Raw genomic sequence first — 17,733 nt, forward strand, 5'->3', positions numbered from 1 at the left:
GGGGGTATTATTTTGAAAAAAAATTTAAAAAGTAAATTATTAGCTCTAACACTTTGCGTAGGTTTTATATTATCGGCAGCCGGCTGCGGAAGTAATTCTTCCGCAACTTCGAGTGCGACTCAGACTCAGAGTTCGGCATCTGCTGCTCCAACATCAGAATCGGTTGGTAAAAAACCTATTATAGTAGGTTCAAAAGATTTTACCGAATCCAAGGTCCTTGCGGAAATATATGCATTGGCCCTTGAAAATGGCGGATACCAGGTTAAACGTGCCGAATCATTGGCAAGTGCGGTCATAAGAGAATCCATAAAGACAGGGGATGTGGATTTATATCCCGAATATACCGGTACGGCTTTAGTTTCTGTATTGGGGCTTGATCCTATATACGATAAGGATGAAGTGTATAAGACTGTAAAGGAACAATATGAGAAACAGTATGACATAGCAATTCTGGATCCGGCCGATGTAAATGACTCGGAAGGTCTTGCCGTTTTGGCAACACGGGCAAAGGAACTTGGCATATCTACCATTTCAGAGGCATGGGCGGCTGCTCAGAAGCAAAAACTGGTTTTCTCCTGCAAAGCGGAATTTACTGAAGCTCAGATTCCAAGACTCGAACAGGTTTATGGAAAGCTGCCTTTTAAATTGTCAGTTATGGAGCATACGCTTTCATTTTCAGCGGCAAAATCAGGAAATGTTGATGTGTTCAGTGTGTATACCACAGAAGGTAATCTGGCAGGAGACGAGTGGACTGTTCTCAAGGACGACCTGGGAGCATGGGTACCGTACTACATAATTCCTGTGATCCGCAATGATGCTTTAAAAGCAAATCCGGGAGCTGAGAGGATTATAAATCTGGTTACTGCAACATTTACTACCGATAATGTTATTAAAATGAATGCTGAAGTTGATGCAGACGGCAAGGAATATGACGATGTGGCCAGGGAATATTATGAGAGCATAAAAGCCTCTTTAAAATAAGCACCTTGTCAGGAAGCAGAATAATTTTCCGGCAGTAGCTTTGATGCTGCCGGAAAATTTAAAAGTTTATTGGGGGAGGGAAAATGTTTTCGGATCTTATTCAATATTACCTGGAAAATACATCGAAATATTGGTCTTATGTGGCAACGCATATTACTATCAGCCTGGTGGTAACTGTATTTGCAATTCTTATAGGAATTCCTCTGGGGATCGTCTGTGCCAAATTGCCAAAGTTATCGGGAATTATAACAGGAACGGTAAACGCCCTTAGAATTATCCCAAGTCTGGCATTAATGGTTCTTATGGTCCCTTTGATAGGGATAGGGCGGTTCCCTGCAACAATAGTATTGATAATTATTACGTTGCCGCCTATTCTTATTAATACTATAACCGGATTTTTGTCGGTAAAAGATTCTATCAGGGAAACTGCCATTGGAATGGGAATGTCTGCAAAGCAGGTTTTTCTTGAAGTGGAATTTCCTCTGGCACTTCCTTTAATAGCAGCGGGCATCAGAACGGCTGTCGTAGAGGTCGTTGCAACAACAGCAATCGCCTCCTATATAGGTGCAGGCGGTCTGGGAGTACTGGTATCATCAGGAATAGGTTATGGCAGAGTATTCATAACTCTGTTGGGAGGAGGTTCCATCGCTGTCATATCAATTGCTGCGGATCTGTTATTGGAAGGTGTTCAGAACGTACTGACCAAACGGATGGGACTTGTGGAATAAGCCAAATCATGGAAGGTAAAAAGTATGAAAGATAAAAATATACCCGCAATTGAATTCAATCATGTATATAAACGTTTCCCGGGCATGAAGACAGATGCTGTTAATGATATTACCATGGATATTTATGATGGTGAATTTATTACTATTCTAGGTTCATCCGGCTGCGGAAAAACGACGCTGCTGAAGATGGTAAATCGCCTGTACGATTATACCGGTGGTGATATCCGGTTTTATGGAAAAAGCATAAAAGCAATAAATGAAGTAGACCATCGCAGGAATATCGGCTATGTTGTGCAGGCCGGTGGACTGTTCCCTCATAAAACAGTCAGAGATAATATAGCTACGGTTCCCAAGCTTTTGAAATGGGATAAAAAAAGGATTGAGACACGGGTAGATGAACTTCTTGATACCATCGGCCTTGATGCCGAAGACTACAGGAACCGCTACCCCAGATCATTATCAGGAGGTCAGCAGCAGAGGGTAGGAATAGCCAGAGCCTTGGCCGCAGATCCAAATGTTCTTTTGATGGATGAACCCTTCGGAGCAATAGATGCTATAACCAGAACTGCACTTCAGGCCGAAGTGCAGCGTTTACAGGAAAAGACGAAAAAGACGATTCTGTTTGTAACTCATGATATTCAGGAAGCATTTAAATTGGGGTCAAGGGTTATTATCATGCACGAAGGGAAATTACAGCAATACGATACACCGGATAAAATTATGCTTCATCCGGCAAATGAGTTTGTTTCAAAACTGGTATCGGCAGACGACCCTATAGTCCGTATGAAGGTAATTTCATTAGGTGCAATAATGGAAAAGGTTCATGGGGATATAGATGCCCAGGGTATATTTAAATCAGAAACCAGTCCTGTAGAAGAAACCCTGCCGATATTCCTGAAAGACAGAAGTAAAGTAATTTATGTGGAAAATGCGGCCGGTGAAATTGCAGGAATGGTTTCCTGGAATCAGATAGCAAATATTGTCTAAGGAGGAAACAGACTTGAACTGGATAAAATTTGTAGAATATGCTCAAAAACATACCGACCTGCTTGTAAAATGTTTGCTGGAGCATATCCAGCTCGTGGGAACAGCATTGCTCATATCACTTTTAATTGCAATCCCGGTAAGCTTGATTTTATTGAGACTGAAAAAAATATCGCAAGTGGTTATGGCTCTCCTTGGGGCGTTGTATTCCATACCAAGCCTGGCCTTTTTTTCTTTATTATTACCTTTTTTAGGGCTTGGAAAGAAAAATGCAATTTTTGTATTGGTTGTTTACAGTCAGTTTATTTTGGTTCGTAATATCCTTGCAGGCTTTCACCAGTTAGATAAAAATATTATTGAAGCAGGCATAGGTATGGGAATGACAAAATTTACGATTTTCACCGGTGTACAGCTGCCGCTGGTTTTACCTGTTTTAATCGGCGGTATACGTATAGCGGCAATTGTAACTATTGGAAGTGCTACAATAGCACAGACTGTGAATGCGGGAGGTTTGGGAAAGGTTTTGTTCGATGGCCTTTCTTCCATGAATTATATAAAAATGCTCTGGGGAACTGTCTACACTGCCGGACTTGCGCTGGTTGTCAACTGGGTGCTTTCCAGATTGGAAATCTACAGTTTAAAGAGAGCCGAAGGGAGATTGGGGAATGCCGGATAAACAAATATTTTATGACAATTTTAAGATTCCTGAAGCTGCCCGGCCGTACCTGGATATCTTTTTTACCCCGGAAGAAATCAGTATTCTGGGGAAGTACGGGGACCGCATTTTTAAAGCAGAGGATATAACCGAATATGATAAGGAGAAAGCAGGAGAGCTGCTGCAGGATTATTACTCCAGAGGGTTGGTTTCTTATGAAAATATGGAAAAGGGGGAATACAGGACTTCGGATTTTTACAGTTACCTTGATTCTTTCGTGGTGACAAGAATTCCGGAATACCGCAGTATACCGGCAGAAGGCAGAAAGGCTATTGATGGCTGGTATTTTGATGCATACTATGAAGGGCTTGATAAAAATCCGGAAAAGGTACCTACCGGTGATATCATTCTGCCCTTGGACGAAACTCTTCAATATATTGACAAACAGGAAGGACAGGCTTATTTATCTCTCTGTGACTGCCGTGCATTGAGCGGTGATTGCGGACTGCCCCTGAATACCTGTGTGAGCTGGAAGAACGGCATAAATTCCCGTGCGCACAGAGGCATATCAAAAGAAATTACAAAGGAAGAAGCAAAACAAATTGTTCTGGATGCAGATAAACAGGGTCTGGTACATACCGTTAATAAAACCGGTGTATGCAACTGCTGCGGTGATTGCTGCTACTTATTCAGGAGCCGGGAAAAAATGCAAAGTCATCAATTTTGGCCAAAATCTTTTTACAAAGTTGAACTGGAACATGAAAACTGTATTGGCTGCGGTTTATGTGTTAAAAGATGCCAGTTTGGAGTGTTTTCATATGGTAAGCCGGTTCAGGCTGATACCGGCAGCTGCATCGGCTGCGGAGTTTGTGTTACGGGATGTCCGAAGGATGCGTTGAAACTTATAACCAGTGGTCTGTAACCTTCGCCGGCAATATAAGTTTTAGATGTTACAGACCGCCAGGCAACAATAAAAGGAGATATTTATGAGTTATAGAGCATATGATAATGATTCATTGGGATTTACTACAAGGCAATTGCATGCGGGATATAATCCGGCTGAACATTACCGTTCAAAGGCTGTACCTATTTATCAGACGGCAGCATTTGAACTGGGTGACTTTGACCGGTGTATCCGTTTATTTGAGTATTCTGAAGAAGGACACTCATATGTACGGTTTTCCAATCCTACAAATACGGTTCTGGAGAAAAGAATCGCTTCATTGGAAGGGGGAGCTTCGGCACTTGCACTTGCTTCGGGGATGGCAGCCATATCAAATACAATTTTGAATCTTGCAAACGCAGGAGATGAAATTATAGCCGTTCACACGTTGTATGGAGGAAGTACCGCATTATTGGCAAAGACCTTGCCGGATTACGGTATTCATACGCGCTTCGTGGAAGATGAGAATGATATAGAATCCTACAGAAAAGAGATTAACGGACGTACACGTGCTATTTACATAGAATCATTAGGTAATCCCGGTATTACAATCCTGGATATCGAAAAAATTGCGTCACTTGCACATGAGCACAATATACCGCTGGTTATTGATAATACCTTTGCAACACCGTATTTATTTCAGGCTTTTGAGTATGGCGTGGATATCATTTGCTATTCCGCTACAAAGTATCTGGCGGGGCATGGTACAATTATTGCCGGACTGGTGGTTGAAAGCGGTAAATTTAACTGGCTTAACGGAAAATTTCCACAGTTTGAAAAGTTTTATGATGAATTTAAAAATAATATAGAACCCGAAACACTTAAAAGGGAAATGTTTACTAAACGGCTTCGAATAAGGTTTTTGACAGATTTAGGTTCACATGTGAGCCCTCAGACGGTATTTTACTTGTTACAGGGCATGGAAACTCTTTCATTAAGAATGGAAAGGCATACAAAAAATGCACAAGCTGTAGCGGAATTTTTAGAAAAGCATCCACAGGTGAAATCTGTTGCTTATCCGGGATTGAAATCCAGTCCGTATAACAGCCTGGCTCAAAAATATTTTTCCAAAGGCCCCGGAGCAATTATGTCCATACGCCTGAAGGGCGGCCTGGAAGCAGCAAAAACTGTGCTTGAAAATGTTCAGGTCTTTGATTATATGGTCAATGTGGGCGATGCCAAATCCTTGATTGTACATTCCGCGACCTCTACCCATTTTGGTCTGAATAAGGAAGAATGTGCAAAAGCAGGTGTCTATGATGATACCCTGAGATTGTCGGTAGGAATAGAAGATACTGAGGACTTGATTAATGACCTGTCACAGGCTTTGGGAGCTATAAAATAATACGTATGCCTGAAATATCCGGAATTGAACTTATGAAAATGAGAAGGGAAAAAGGTATTAGGTATTGACTTTCTATCGTTTATCAGGTAACTTAAATAAGTTGGATGTTAATTAACATCCAACTTAAATTTTTTTAAAAAGGATGTGAAACAATGGACGGCAATCCCCGAAGTCCGATAAGTGACTTCAAACCCCAGTGTGAAAACGTAAACCCATTGGTCGGCGTTTATCGCGGGCTGTTGTCCATTGCTCATTTAACATTGATGGATTAATCTGCCTGTGCAAATACTGCCGTCTATTAGGGACGGCTTTTTTTATTTTCTTTATTATGTTTTCATTGGGGAATCCTAAAAAAAGAAAGGAATGATTCCAGTGAATTTCATGAGCAAAAAAAGACTTGGCAGACAGATCCAGGAAAACAAACAGGACACCGAAGTAAAGCTCCGTTTCTATGCTTTTCTGTCACGAGAGGAACTTTTGGCACAGCTGTCTACCACACAGGCAGGCCTCTCGAGTGAAGAAGCAGAAAACAGACAGGATAGCTTTGGAAAAAACGTAATTACCGTAGGAAATAAAAATACGGTGTTGCACAGGTTGAGAGAAGCAGTCGTCAACCCTTTCAATATCATTTTACTTCTCATTGCCATTATCACGTATTTTACCGATGTTGTGGCAGCATCAAAACCTGATTATCTCACAGTTATTATCATTCTATCGCTGGTTCTTTTGTCCAGTCTGGTTGCCTTCGTGCAGAGCCAGCGCTCAAATGCCGCTGCCGAAAAACTGTCAAAAATGATTTCCAACAAAGCTGATGTCTGGCGGGATGGAAAGCTGATCGAAGTACCTATGGACGAGATAGTCCCCGGGGATATTGTCCGCCTTTCGGCAGGTGACATGCTGCCGGCCGATGTGCGTTTCTTGACCACAAAGGACACCTTTGTGGCGCAGGCGGCTTTGACCGGTGAATCCAATCCTGTGGAGAAATTTAGCGACATAAGGGATAAGCAGGATGATGGGCTGACTGATATACGAAACATCGGGTTCATGGGGTCCAACATCGTGAGCGGCAGTGCCACTGCTGCAGTACTGGCTACCGGCAACAGCACGTATTTCGGGTCAATGGCAAAATCCCTGTCCGGTGACCGGGCAAAAACCAGTTTTGAACGGGGAGTGGATTCGGTCAGCCGACTCCTGTTACGGATGATGCTGGTCATGGTTCCCATCGTATTCCTGATTAACGGCTTGGCTAAAAGAGATTGGGCTGGTGCACTGCTTTTTGCCATCAGCATTGCAGTGGGACTTACCCCTGAAATGCTGCCTGTCATTATGACCTCAACACTGGCAAAAGGTGCGGTATCCATGTCCAGGCACAGGGTGATCGTCCGCACTCTCGGTGCAATACAGACCTTTGGAGAGATGGATATACTATGCACCGACAAAACAGGGACGCTGACCGAGGATAAAATCGTGCTGGAAAAGTACATGGACCTGCACGGAGAGGATGACGCCCGTATCCTGCGCCATGCTTACCTCAACAGCTATTTCCAGACCGGCCTTAAAAATCTGATAGATCTTGCCATCATCAACCGGGCCGTGCAGAACGGACTGCAAAATATGCTGGACGCCTATAACCTGGTGGATGAAATCCCCTTTGATTTTTCACGGCGCAGAATGAGTGTGGTTTTAGCCGATAAAAGCGGAAAACGGCAGCTTATTACCAAGGGTGCGGTGGAGGAGATTATAGCCATATCTTCCTTTGTGGAAATGCACGGGCGCGTTTGGCCCATGGATGAGGAAAGCAGGCGCATGGCACTGGCAACTTATGAAAAGTACAATGCCGATGGTCTTCGGATGATTGCCGTAGCTCAGAAAAACGAGGTTCCCGACAGCGGTGCCTTCAGCGTGTCCGATGAACGGGATATGGTTTTAATCGGCTTTGTCGGCTTTCTTGACCCGCCAAAGGAAAGTGCCAGGTCAGCCATTTCGGCACTGCGTGAACACGGTGTGCGGACTGTTGTACTCACCGGAGACAGCGAAGGCGTGGCCGTGAAAGTTTGCGGCAAGGTGGGTGTCAATAACTCCCGTCTGCTGACGGGCCGCGACATAGACCGGATGGATGCCGCACAGTTACAGGAGGCAGCGGACACCTGCGATTTGTTTGCAAAATTGTCCCCGTCCCAGAAGGAACGGGTGGTGAAAGCGTTCCAGGCGGCGGGGCATACAGTCGGCTATATGGGTGACGGCATTAATGATGCGCCTCCGCTGCGCCAGGCAGATGTGGGTATTTCGGTTGACAGCGCTGTGGATATTGCCAAGGAGACGGCCGACATCATTTTGCTGAAAAAGGATTTGATGGTGCTTGAGGAAGGCGTCATCGAAGGCCGCCGTACTTTCGGAAACATTATCAAATATATTAAAATGGCGGCAAGCGGAAACTTCGGCAATATGATTTCGGTAATTGTTGCCAGCATTTTTCTGCCATTCCTGCCCATGCTGCCGGTGCAGATATTGACACAAAACCTGCTGTGCGATTTTTCTCAAATGGGCATACCCTTTGACAGTGTGGATAAAGAGTACATCAAAAAGCCGCACAAATGGGAAACACGGTCCATCAAGTCCTTCATGGCTTTTTTAGGACCGCTGAGTTCGGTATTTGATATCCTGTGCTTCATTATTATGTGGCGGGCTGTCGGTGCAAATACGGTGGAGCTTTCACCGCTGTTTCAATGCGGGTGGTTTGTGTTTGGCACGGTATCCCAGGTACTGGTCATCCACATGATTCGTACGGCCAAATTGCCGTTCCTGCAAAGCAACCCGTCCATGCCTCTGTTCCTGTCCACGTTTCTTGTGGCGGTGGCAGCACTTGCAACAGGCTTTACAAACATTTCAATCGGCTTTGACATGCAGAGCCTGCCGCTCATGTTTATTCCTTGGCTGGCGGTGATTCTGGCAGGTTACCTGCTGTGCGTTCAGATGGTCAAAAGATTGTATATACGCCGGTATGGGGAATGGATGTAGTACAGGGGTGGTGGCGTACCTTTATACATGGCTTTATCTGTCACGATGGGCTATTTCTGTTACAACCTGTGCTCGGATATGTTAAAATATCAATAATTGATATAATACCAAGCGGAAAATTCATATTTGGTGAGGTGAGGTCATTATGGATTTAAGAAAATCTTTTGATAATGATGTTATAAATTATGATAGGTGGAGGCCACGTTATTGCAATGAACTTTTTAATGATATTATAGAATATTCAAAGCTCAATGTTGAAAAAGAATCTCTTGAAATAGGCTGTGGTACAGGGCAGGCTACCGAACCCATATTAAAGACGGGAAGCTCTCTTATGGCAATAGAGCTTGGAGAGAATTTTACAGAGTTTACAAGAAATAAATTCAAGCCTTATAAGAATTTTCAAGTAGAAAATGCCGATTTTGAAAAATTTGCTTTAGAAAATAACAGGTTCGACCTTGTGTTTTCCGGGACGGCTTTTCACTGGATACCGGAGGAAATCGGCTATCCAAAAGTTTACAATATATTGAAAAGCGGAGGAACAATAGCACTTTTCTGGAATAAACCGGCTCCCAAGGGGTTTGATGATCAGCTGCACCTGAAAATGCAAGAGGTTTATCAAAAATATTTCGGTCCGGAAATAGTCGAAAAGGCTAGACTTGAACGTGAAAATCCGCAGGAGCGCTATGCAAAAATAAAGGGCACAATTGAAAGATACGGTTTTGTTAAAGCTGAATGCCGCCTGTATAAACAAGTAAGGGAATTTACCGCAGATGAATATGTTTCTTTAATAAGTACATATTCTGAGAATATTACTCTGCCCGAGCCAATAAAATCACAGTTTTTAACAGGAATCCGTGATACAATTTATGATTTCAATAATAACATAAAAGTTTATGATACAATAGATTTATATTTAGCAAGGAAACCATAACCATGTGGCAGCAGCAGTCACGATAGTTCAGGACAGGTGACCAACTGAGGGTGTACCGGCGTTACAGTAAATTTGGAGAACTTAGGGGCTGTATCCCATATGCCTGCAAGGCAAGTAATCAGCATTATATGTAAGGATTGGGGGATATATAAATGGGTATACGAGGATGAGTTCGGAACGGGTGCTGTGCTGCATATAAAGGTTGATAATAATAACCGGGTTTATCCGATTGATAAGGCATTCAAGAGGTTGAAAAACGGTCCTGAGGATAATGTAGTATCATTTTATGAGGTCTTCAAAAAAATGGTTCTCACCGGTAATTTCCCGCAAGATCAATGAGGAGGTATTCCATTTTGGAAAGAATGTTTGCATATTTGCAACTTATGTCAGGTAATTATCCGCATTGACTGATATACTGGGGAAAGGAGTGAAGCAAATGTCTGTTCAAACGATGGAAATAATGGTGAAATGGGTAGAGAATCACTTAACCGAAGGTCCGACTCTGAAAGATATGTCATCATACGTTGGTTACTCACCGTTTTACTGCTCTGCGAAGTTTCGGGAACACATGGGAATGACATATAAACAATTTCTCGCTCAATGCAGGTTAAAAGCTGCTGCTAATGATCTTCTGAGCACTAATGACAAAATAACCGATATTGCTTTCCGCTACGGCTACTCGTCATCCGAATCTCTGACGAGAGCATTTGCAGCAGCATTCGAATGTTCACCCCGCCAATACCGGAAAGCTTCAGGTGCTTCTTTTGAACAGAGTAATTCATAAGGTATTGCTGCCTCCGAGTTTGTTAATGTAAAGGAGCAAAATATGTCTGACAAACAGGGAAGAAATGATTCCTGCTGGTGCGGCAGCGGACGCAAGTACAAAAAATGCCATGCCCTGATTGAGGAGAAAATGGCCATCTACCGTTCAAAAGCGTGCGAAGTGCCTCCCCTCGGATTGCTTAAAACCCAGCAGCAAATTCAAGGTATCAGGGACAGCGGTAAACTGAATATAGATCTGCTGGATTTTATCGGAGATTATGTTGTTGCTGGGGTAACCACCGGAGAACTTGACCGGCTGATTTATGAAAAAACAGGGGAGCTTGGAGGAATACCCGCTACTCTCAATTACAATGGATACCCTAAAAGTGTTTGTATTTCAATAAATGACGTTGTATGTCATGGTATCCCATCCGAACGTGTGATCCTGAGAAGCGGAGATATTGCCAATATCGATGTATCTACCATTTACAACGGCTTTTTTTCGGATTCTTCCCGCATGTTTTGCGTTGGTGATGTCTCGGCTGAAAAACAAAGACTTGTGGATGTTGCCAAAGAATGTATGGAATTGGGCATTGAGCAGATAAAACCCTGGGGATTTCTCGGAGATGTGGGGCAGGCGGTTCATGACCATGCCAGGAAGAATGGATATTCTGTTGTTCGGGAAATAGGCGGTCACGGTATTGGCCTGCAATTTCATGAAGACCCCTGGGTCAGTTATGTATCAAAACAGGGAACAGGGATGCTTTTGGTTCCAGGCCTTGTTTTTACAGTAGAGCCTATGATCAATATGGGAAAGGCCGGTACGGCAACGGATGAGAGAGATAACTGGACAGTTTATACAGCCGATGGGGAGCCTTCTGCACAATGGGAAAAAACCGTGCTGGTAACAGAAACGGGTTATGAAATACTTGCGTATTAAAAGCACAATGGGAAGCTGGCGTACTTAAAGTCAACTTCCCATTATTCGTATACCGGTATTTCAAAGGACAAATTAACAGATAATGCGGGTGTTCTGCCGCTATTCGGCTAATCTAATTTTATTTTTCCGATGTGGATATAGTCCACTAAAACTAAAATAAATCTACTTACAATCTATATTTTTCCATATATAATTTTATTTGGAAATAAAAATATTTCCTTACATTGTTTTACAATAATCGTTTGTATAATGTATTTATCAATTTCAGTCATATAACGGCTATTGTATGACAGCTGCGCAAAATTATTGGATGAGGGTGTCTCAATAAGAAAATTTTATACCATCAGACGGTGTAAAGTTACTATAACTATACTGACTGATGTATAAATAAAACACAAAATTTTAAGGAGGCAAAGATTATGTTAAACAGCAAAAGGTACATCAGGAAAGCCTTAATTTGTCTTCTGGCTGTTGTTTACATGTCGGTGAGTCTTAATTTTACCGCATTTGCAGCAGACACGAACATCGCACCCCTCGGAAACCCAACTACATCCTACTGTTCTCCATGGGAAACACTGGCTGCAGTCAATGACGGTTATACACCGGCCAGTTCAGCAGACCATAGCAATGGCGCATACGGAAACTGGGACAACCCCGGGACCACGCAATGGGTACAGTATGATTTTGCCCAGAATTATGCAATTTCCAAGAGTGAAGTATACTGGTTCGATGACAACGAAGGTCTGGATCTTCCGGCATCCTGCAACTTCCAGTATTGGAACGGAACTTCATGGGTGGATTTCAGCAACCAGTCAGGAAAAGGCGTGACAGGCAATACCTTCAATGCAACCACCTTTACATCAGCTGCAACCAGCAAGATACGCCTGAACATGACGGCTAAAGCCGGGTACTCCACAGGAATTCTCGAGTGGAGAGTATGGGGTTCACCTGCTTCAGGCGGTACAAATGCTGCACCAGTGGTCAATGCGGGACCGGATGCAGCTGTAACTATGCCAGGTACAATATTGGCAGGAACGGTATCGGATGACGGACTTCCGGCCGGTGCTGCAGTTACTGCAGCCTGGAGCAAGGTTAGCGGACCCGGAACAGTGACATTTGCAAATCCAGGCTCACCGGGCACTGCAGTAACATTCTCGGTAGAAGGTACATATGTGCTGCAGCTCACTGCCAGTGATACGGCATTGACGGCTTCCGATACCGTTACCATAACGGTAAATCCGGCAGGCAGTTCCGGCTCATATGTATGGAATTATGGGAATGTTCCAGGTGCAGCCATAGAACCCTGGAACGATAATCCGACCCTCACACCGATTAACATTAATCCCTACGGAACCCCTTCGCTTACAATTCCATACGGCTATATTTTATTGAGTCAAGGTCCAAACGGCACATCACAGGTACCACAGGCCACTCAAATATCCATACTTAAGCGTATTAATGAAGATTTAAAATGGGAAAGCCAGACCATGGGCGTACATATGCCTCCCTGGTCAACCGGAAAAACCGGAACAAAATACATGGACTATTTCTTTACCAATACGGGACTGCCGCGTGATCCCGGACCTACGGGAGATCAGGCATGGGAAGGTTCATACCCGTTTGTTGAAAGCGATGCCAGCGGAATGAGCGACCAAAACAGGTATAATATTACCCATGAATTTAATCATGTTCTCTTAAATTCATACGGCACTGTACCCGGGCAATCGGTATCCTGGATTCAGGAGTCGTTAAACGACTATATGATACTTCGCCTTGCCGAGTGGAGAAGCGGTGCAACACCGGGACAATCACAGCAATTTCCGTTCCCTTCCGGAATCGGTTATCTTGACAGGGAAGTATACAAGCAGCCGCATGTACCCATTGAAAGCTGTGGGATCAATTCAGCGGGAGAAGCTACCGGGCCATCTGATTATATGAATGACAGCACGGGGTACAGATATAATGACTTATTCCCTCTATTTGTATCACAGCGTGTGGGAATGACATTTTACTTTAAAGTATTTGAAGAAGCCAAAACTACCGAACAAAATCTGCAGACCATGACAAGACTGCTGGATAAGCAAAGAGTACAATCAATGGTAACAGAGTATTCTGCCCGTTTAGCCCTGGGAGACTTTATGGAGTTTTCTACTGCTGTCCAGGGTGTTGCTTCAACATCCATGTATGCAGCTACCACCAGCCAAAGCGGTTGGCTTGTCCCCTCAGACAGCAGCAAGCTTCCAAGATATACGGGAAGAAACTTTATACCTGTTTCAGTCAACCAGGGAGCTACTTCAGTCATTGTTAATTTCGCACCTGATTCACTGGGCAGCAATGGCACTACTGCTGACATGAGAGTTCAAATAGCATATCGCGCTGCGGATGGCACTACTGTATTCAGCACACCGGTATCAAGCGGACAGACTACTATTCAACTGACCAAGCCCCCTAAAAATGGTGTTGTAATTGCAGTTGTCAGCAATGTGACAATGAGCGGATACAAAAAAGCTAAATCCTACGGTTGGGATCCAACGGAAAGGTTCGGATATAAAATCCAGTTAACCGGAGGAACAGCAGCTCCAATTAATAAATTATATTTCTAATATGTATTGCTTGGGCAACTACAAGATCATTTCTGAAAATTGAAATAAGGCATGATTGCCTCCGGGCTGTAATGCAAAAAAAACCGCCATTTTTGGGTAGTCCTGCATAAGACAGTACAAAGACTAAACTGTTTATGGGCACTGCCAAGTAAGATGTCTAAAAACAAGCGTATCGTTCCAAATGGGCGATACGCTTGTTTTTACTTTATAGGGATACTCATAGTTTTCACATGCTTGCACTTTTTATTTTCATGAGTTAAAATTAAAACCCTCCATTATAACACCAGACTTTTATAGGCTGATATTATGGTGCAGTAGAATGGCGGTGAAAAATGAACACTTACAAGACATCTGAAATTGCACATTGTATTGGAATCCATCCTAATACGGTACGGCTGTACGAAGAACTTGAACTGATTCCTAAGCCGGAGCGTAAAGAAAACGGTTATCGTATCTTTACAGATTTTCATATGGAGCAGATTAAATTTGCTAGAATTGCTCTAAAGGTTGAAGTTCTGCAAAATGGCCTGAGAAAGCAAGCAATTGTTATTATTAAGACCTCCGCGCTTGGAAACTTTAGCAAGGCAATTTACCTGACGGAATACTATCTGCAACAGATTAAAAATGAGCAACAAAATGCCGAAGAAGCCATAGCAATTACCGAAAAGCTGTTATTAGATGACAGTCAGGAAACAGGCACTACGTTTTTAACCAGAAAAGAAGCGGCCGATTATTTACAAATCTCAATAGACGCTTTAAGAAATTGGGAAATGAACGGACTACTTACTGTAAAGCGAAAACAAAATGGATATCGCGTTTATGGTGACGAAGATATTCGGCGGTTGAAAATCATACGTTCCTTGCGTTGCGCCAATTATTCTCTTTCAGCAATTTTGCGAATGCTGAATACCCTATCTCGGAATCCCGAAGCGGACATTCGGCAGGTAATTGACACTCCAAAGCAAAATGACGATATTATTTCTGTATGCGATAAGCTACTCACATCATTGCATTGCGCTGAACAAAACGCAAAAGTTATGCTTGCTCATCTTGAAAAAATGAAAAAACAATTTCCGGAAAACCCTACATTTTAACACCAGACTTTGCTCTGGTGTTATTCTTTTTATGCAAAGAAAAGGAGGGATTTAATCGCATGGAAACAACAATTGAAATAAAAAACCTATGCAAGTCTTACGATCACATAAAAGCAGTGGAGAATATCAATATCTCCGTTTACCGTGGAGAAGTATTTGGCTTGCTGGGTGCAAATGGTGCGGGTAAAAGTACCACAATTGAATGTATTTTGGGAACAAAAAAGCAAGATAACGGAACCATATCTATTTTAGGAATGCATCCGCAGAAAGAGCGAAAAAAACTGTTTGATAAGGTTGGCGTTCAATTTCAGGAAGCGAACTATCAGGACAAGATAAAGGTATCTGAACTTTGTGAGGTCACGGCTTCGCTTTACAAATCTTCTCTGGATTATGGCGCTCTTTTAAAACAATTCGGGCTTTCTGACAAGCTGAAAAGCCTGGTCAGCGAGCTTTCGGGAGGTCAGAAGCAGCGACTTTTTATCGTGCTGGCACTAATTCCAAATCCCGAAGTCGTATTCTTGGACGAGCTAACCACCGGCTTGGACGCTAAAGCACGACGGGATGTGTGGAAAAGCCTTTCCCAATTAAAAGCAAAAGGAATTACGATTTTATTAACCTCTCATTTCATGGACGAGGTAGAAGCTCTTTGCAACAAAATCATGATTTTAAAAAAGGGAGAAAGTATTTTTTACGGGACAGTACAAGAAGCAATCGCTACCAGTCCTTATGAAAAATTTGAGGACGCATACCTTTGGTACACAGACGAGGAGGTAGAAAATGAAAGCGTTTAGAACCTTACTTAAAACAGAAATCAGGTTATCCATCCGTGGGATGGACATGTTCATTTTTGCTATCTGTATGCCTGTTGTTGTCGTTATTATCTTGGGAGCCGTGTTTGGAAGTAAGCCTGCTTTCGATGGCGCAGAGTATACTTTTTTGGAACAGTCTTTTGGTGCAGTATCAACCATTGCCATCTGTGCCGGAGGTGTGATGGGGCTTCCCTTAGTCGTATCTGATTATCGAAGCAGAAAAATATTAAAGCGGTTCAAAGTCACACCTACCAGTCCTGCTCTTATCTTGGCGGTACAGGTTGTCATTTACGCACTTTATTCGATTATTTCACTTATCCTTGTCTATGCAACAGGGGCAATCTTTTTCGGCTATCAGCTATACGGCTCATGGCTTCAATTCTTAGGAGCATACTTACTGGTTATGCTGTCAATGTTCAGCATTGGACTACTGGTGGGAGGAATTGCGCCAAACATTAAAATAGCAAGTGCCGCTGCCAGCCTGCTGTATTTTCCAATGCTTATTTTTTCAGGAGCTACTCTGCCTTACGAAGTGATGCCTGTTGCACTCCAAAAAGTAGCGGATGTATTTCCATTGACACAAGGAATAAAACTTCTCAAAGCTGCTTCGCTCGGTCTGCCAATAGATAGTGTTTTCATTCCGGTGGTTGTAATGATTGTAATTGCAGTGATATGTACTACTATTTCCATCCGCTTTTTTAAGTGGGAATAGACTTCCACAACTCGTTTGATGAAACTTTTTGTTATCGGCCGATAGTTTAAGATTTAATATGTTTACTGCCACGTTAGACATGGGGGACGCATTGCGAACGAGTGTGTTATCAAACCTGAAACCCCGGAGGAAATTTACATTAAGGAAGAAACGACACAAGAAATTGAAACTGCCATTGAAAATCTGACCGAAGCACAGCAACGCCGCTTGAAACTGTATTATTTTGACGGCATGAGATACAGTCAGATCGCAAGACTAGAAGGAGTGACCGACGGAAGTATAAGCGGTTCGATAAATCTGCTCTCAAGCATTTGAGCAAGCAAAAAAAGGTAAAGCAGCTTAAGGAATAACTCTTTGCCCTTGTGCCGCGGCTTTCGCGCATAGCGGATCGGCGGCACACCATGAAAAAGCGGAAAGTGTCAGAGTGGGTCATATACTTCTGTGAAGTATATGACCGTGCCTAACAGTTACACTAATATGTCTATCCAACAATATATTTTTTAAAATATTCTCTCAAATTATTATCGCAGACATAAACATACGTTCCTCTGATGCCACGGGTTAAAAAGACTGCATATGTATTGAGAATGTATTCTCTCAATTCTAAATCTGTTACGCCATTCTTTACTTTGTCATCAACAAAATTATCCTTATTTACTTTTATTGTATTATCATGCGTATCGAAAAAGAGATCAGGGCCAATCACAACACCGGCATAATTTAAATCTAATCCGGGTAGCGTGTATATACTACCCATTTCTTTTTTCGCATCTGGATTACTCAACCAACCGCCTGTCTGAGTGTTCCACTGAATATTGACACCATCTAAGCTAATGTCTACTAATGTTTTGTCCTCTCTGGCGTTCCATCTCCAAGCATATCCTGTACAAAGTCTGCATAAGCCTACATCATGTTCCTTTTCATCAAGAAGTCCGACCATATCGGCAAATGAGTCAAAAAGTTTAAATTCATAATTTTCAAATAATGTAATGCCGGTGGCACGTTGATATAGCACATCGTAAATGTAAGGAACATAGCCGCTACCGGCTTTTATTCGCATCTGTTCATCCAATTGTATAGGACGTATTCCTCTTTTTCTATCATGCAGTCTTTCCTCAAAATGCTTATGCGTTATATCAGAAGGCCCTGTACTTTGCTTGTTGTCATAAAATAGAATTGTGCATCTGGAGTTTTCTAAAATCCAATCCAATTCTGCGACGAAGCACAA

At 42.8% G+C, this 17,733-nt stretch carries 17 protein-coding genes; 16 read left to right on the forward strand and 1 reads right to left on the reverse strand.

Annotated features, from left to right (window positions below):
- Positions 1 to 12 precede the first annotated feature (12 nt).
- From T344_RS0114950 to T344_RS31590, 16 genes are all read left to right on the forward strand, one after another.
- Positions 13 to 981 (forward strand): glycine betaine ABC transporter substrate-binding protein, encoded by a 969-nt coding sequence (locus T344_RS0114950; RefSeq protein WP_027629385.1) that lies wholly within the window; start codon positions 13 to 15, stop codon positions 979 to 981.
- A gap of 83 nt (positions 982 to 1,064) precedes the next feature.
- Complete coding sequence (locus T344_RS0114955; protein ID WP_027629386.1) at positions 1,065 to 1,709, forward strand: ABC transporter permease; 645 nt, start codon at positions 1,065 to 1,067, stop codon at positions 1,707 to 1,709.
- Between the two features lie 24 nt (positions 1,710 to 1,733).
- Positions 1,734 to 2,696, forward strand: coding sequence for an ABC transporter ATP-binding protein (locus T344_RS0114960; protein ID WP_027629387.1), 963 nt, complete (start codon positions 1,734 to 1,736; stop codon positions 2,694 to 2,696).
- Between the two features lie 13 nt (positions 2,697 to 2,709).
- On the forward strand, positions 2,710 to 3,369 hold the full coding sequence (locus T344_RS0114965; RefSeq protein ID WP_027629388.1) for an ABC transporter permease: 660 nt from the start codon (positions 2,710 to 2,712) through the stop codon (positions 3,367 to 3,369).
- Positions 3,359 to 4,270, forward strand: a complete 912-nt coding sequence (locus tag T344_RS0114970) for a 4Fe-4S binding protein (protein ID WP_027629389.1) — start codon at positions 3,359 to 3,361, stop codon at positions 4,268 to 4,270. Before T344_RS0114965 ends, T344_RS0114970 begins: the two co-directional genes overlap by 11 nt.
- Before the next feature lie 64 nt (positions 4,271 to 4,334).
- Positions 4,335 to 5,636, forward strand: coding sequence for an O-acetylhomoserine aminocarboxypropyltransferase/cysteine synthase family protein (locus T344_RS0114975; RefSeq protein ID WP_027629390.1), 1,302 nt, complete (start codon positions 4,335 to 4,337; stop codon positions 5,634 to 5,636).
- 381 nt (positions 5,637 to 6,017) lie between these two features.
- A complete protein-coding gene (mgtA, locus tag T344_RS0114980) occupies positions 6,018 to 8,654 on the forward strand; it encodes a magnesium-translocating P-type ATPase (protein WP_242842090.1) in 2,637 nt (878 codons plus the stop codon).
- Positions 8,655 to 8,799: 145 nt separating this feature from the next.
- On the forward strand, positions 8,800 to 9,585 hold the full coding sequence (locus T344_RS0114985) for a class I SAM-dependent methyltransferase (RefSeq protein ID WP_027629392.1): 786 nt from the start codon (positions 8,800 to 8,802) through the stop codon (positions 9,583 to 9,585).
- 99 nt (positions 9,586 to 9,684) lie between these two features.
- Complete coding sequence (locus T344_RS0114990) at positions 9,685 to 9,924, forward strand: hypothetical protein (RefSeq protein ID WP_027629393.1); 240 nt, start codon at positions 9,685 to 9,687, stop codon at positions 9,922 to 9,924.
- 97 nt (positions 9,925 to 10,021) lie between these two features.
- Positions 10,022 to 10,369, forward strand: coding sequence for a helix-turn-helix transcriptional regulator (locus T344_RS0114995; RefSeq protein ID WP_027629394.1), 348 nt, complete (start codon positions 10,022 to 10,024; stop codon positions 10,367 to 10,369).
- 42 nt (positions 10,370 to 10,411) lie between these two features.
- Positions 10,412 to 11,287 carry a methionyl aminopeptidase gene (locus T344_RS0115000; protein ID WP_027629395.1) on the forward strand — a complete coding sequence of 292 codons (876 nt, stop codon included), beginning with the start codon at positions 10,412 to 10,414 and terminating at the stop codon, positions 11,285 to 11,287.
- 419 nt (positions 11,288 to 11,706) lie between these two features.
- On the forward strand, positions 11,707 to 13,890 hold the full coding sequence (locus tag T344_RS0115005) for a PKD domain-containing protein (RefSeq protein WP_027629396.1): 2,184 nt from the start codon (positions 11,707 to 11,709) through the stop codon (positions 13,888 to 13,890).
- Positions 13,891 to 14,222: 332 nt separating this feature from the next.
- On the forward strand, positions 14,223 to 14,984 hold the full coding sequence (locus tag T344_RS0115010; protein ID WP_027629397.1) for a MerR family transcriptional regulator: 762 nt from the start codon (positions 14,223 to 14,225) through the stop codon (positions 14,982 to 14,984).
- Positions 14,985 to 15,043: 59 nt separating this feature from the next.
- Positions 15,044 to 15,775: an ABC transporter ATP-binding protein gene (locus T344_RS0115015; protein ID WP_027629398.1), complete on the forward strand. Its 732-nt coding sequence runs from the start codon at positions 15,044 to 15,046 to the stop codon at positions 15,773 to 15,775.
- On the forward strand, positions 15,762 to 16,505 hold the full coding sequence (locus T344_RS0115020; protein WP_027629399.1) for an ABC transporter permease: 744 nt from the start codon (positions 15,762 to 15,764) through the stop codon (positions 16,503 to 16,505). The genes T344_RS0115015 and T344_RS0115020 overlap by 14 nt, the downstream gene beginning before the upstream one ends.
- A 162-nt stretch (positions 16,506 to 16,667) precedes the next feature.
- Complete coding sequence (locus tag T344_RS31590) at positions 16,668 to 16,820, forward strand: sigma factor-like helix-turn-helix DNA-binding protein (RefSeq protein ID WP_278246160.1); 153 nt, start codon at positions 16,668 to 16,670, stop codon at positions 16,818 to 16,820.
- A 166-nt stretch (positions 16,821 to 16,986) separates the two neighbouring features.
- On the opposite strand, the gene T344_RS31375 is transcribed toward T344_RS31590, so the two are convergent.
- The gene (locus T344_RS31375; protein ID WP_340140761.1) at positions 16,987 to 17,733 is read right to left on the reverse strand and encodes a DNA/RNA helicase domain-containing protein; all 747 of its coding nucleotides are present in this window, start codon (positions 17,731 to 17,733) and stop codon (positions 16,987 to 16,989) included.

It is taken from the genome of Ruminiclostridium cellobioparum DSM 1351 = ATCC 15832 (genome assembly GCF_000621505.1).
Taxonomy (GTDB): domain Bacteria; phylum Bacillota; class Clostridia; order Acetivibrionales; family DSM-1351; genus Ruminiclostridium; species Ruminiclostridium cellobioparum.

What these genes read in the sequence shown, in the direction of transcription:
- T344_RS0114955 (WP_027629386.1), top strand. Translation starts at nt 1,065, where the DNA reads ATGTTTTCGGATCTTATTCAATATTACCTGGAAAATACATCGAAATAT.
- T344_RS0114960 (WP_027629387.1), top strand. Translation starts at nt 1,734, where the DNA reads ATGAAAGATAAAAATATACCCGCAATTGAATTCAATCATGTATATAAA.
- T344_RS0114970 (WP_027629389.1), top strand. Translation starts at nt 3,359, where the DNA reads ATGCCGGATAAACAAATATTTTATGACAATTTTAAGATTCCTGAAGCT.
- T344_RS0114975 (WP_027629390.1), top strand. Translation starts at nt 4,335, where the DNA reads ATGAGTTATAGAGCATATGATAATGATTCATTGGGATTTACTACAAGG.
- mgtA (WP_242842090.1), top strand. Translation starts at nt 6,018, where the DNA reads ATGAGCAAAAAAAGACTTGGCAGACAGATCCAGGAAAACAAACAGGAC.
- T344_RS0114985 (WP_027629392.1), top strand. Translation starts at nt 8,800, where the DNA reads ATGGATTTAAGAAAATCTTTTGATAATGATGTTATAAATTATGATAGG.
- T344_RS0114990 (WP_027629393.1), top strand. Translation starts at nt 9,685, where the DNA reads ATGCCTGCAAGGCAAGTAATCAGCATTATATGTAAGGATTGGGGGATA.
- T344_RS0114995 (WP_027629394.1), top strand. Translation starts at nt 10,022, where the DNA reads ATGTCTGTTCAAACGATGGAAATAATGGTGAAATGGGTAGAGAATCAC.
- T344_RS0115000 (WP_027629395.1), top strand. Translation starts at nt 10,412, where the DNA reads ATGTCTGACAAACAGGGAAGAAATGATTCCTGCTGGTGCGGCAGCGGA.
- T344_RS0115005 (WP_027629396.1), top strand. Translation starts at nt 11,707, where the DNA reads ATGTTAAACAGCAAAAGGTACATCAGGAAAGCCTTAATTTGTCTTCTG.
- T344_RS0115010 (WP_027629397.1), top strand. Translation starts at nt 14,223, where the DNA reads ATGAACACTTACAAGACATCTGAAATTGCACATTGTATTGGAATCCAT.
- T344_RS0115015 (WP_027629398.1), top strand. Translation starts at nt 15,044, where the DNA reads ATGGAAACAACAATTGAAATAAAAAACCTATGCAAGTCTTACGATCAC.
- T344_RS0115020 (WP_027629399.1), top strand. Translation starts at nt 15,762, where the DNA reads ATGAAAGCGTTTAGAACCTTACTTAAAACAGAAATCAGGTTATCCATC.